This window comes from Aquabacterium sp. A08, from assembly GCF_011742065.1.
Genome location: NZ_JAAQQT010000419.1, coordinates 1 through 572, shown reverse-complemented (window position 1 = coordinate 572; position 572 = coordinate 1). Strand labels below are relative to the sequence as shown.

Below are 572 nucleotides of genomic sequence, written 5' to 3'. Positions count from 1 at the left end.
ACCACGAACAGCCCGTGGCGCGATTCGTGGTGCACGATGTCGGCCAGGGCCAGCACCCCCACCGGGCGCTGTTGTTGCAGCACCGGCAGGTGGTGCACCCGGTGGCGCAGCATCAGGCCCATGGCCTCGAACGCCAGCCGGTGGTGCTGGATGGTCACCACCTCGCGCGTGGCAATGTCCAGCGCCGGGGTGCCGTGCGGCAGCCCCGGGGCCAGCAGCCGGGTGCGCAGGTCGCGGTCGGTGACGATGCCCTCGATCTCTGCGGCCGCGTCCGGTTCGGCCCCGGTCTGCACCAGCAGCAGCGACGACACGCCCGCCTCGGTCATGCGTTGGGCGGCCTGTTGGGCGGTGGCGTCGGCCGGCAGGGTCACGGGTTCGCGCTGCACCAGTTCGCCCACCGTGCTCACCAGCAAGTCGTCGCCCGCTTGCTGGCGCGCCACCGCCTTGTGCAGCCGGGTGCGGTCTTCGATCTCCACCTGGTCGGCAAACGACGGGTGGTGCTCGAAGAGGTCGGTGAACACCGGCTCGGGCAGCAGGTAGAGCAGGGTGTCGGCCTCGGCCACGGCGGGAAA

General features: G+C 71.5%; 1 protein-coding gene. It reads right to left on the bottom strand.

Going from position 1 to position 572, the window contains the following annotated elements:
• Positions 1–572: CBS domain-containing protein (locus HA630_RS02385; RefSeq protein ID WP_166832218.1), on the bottom strand; the 572-nt coding region annotated here is incomplete at both ends.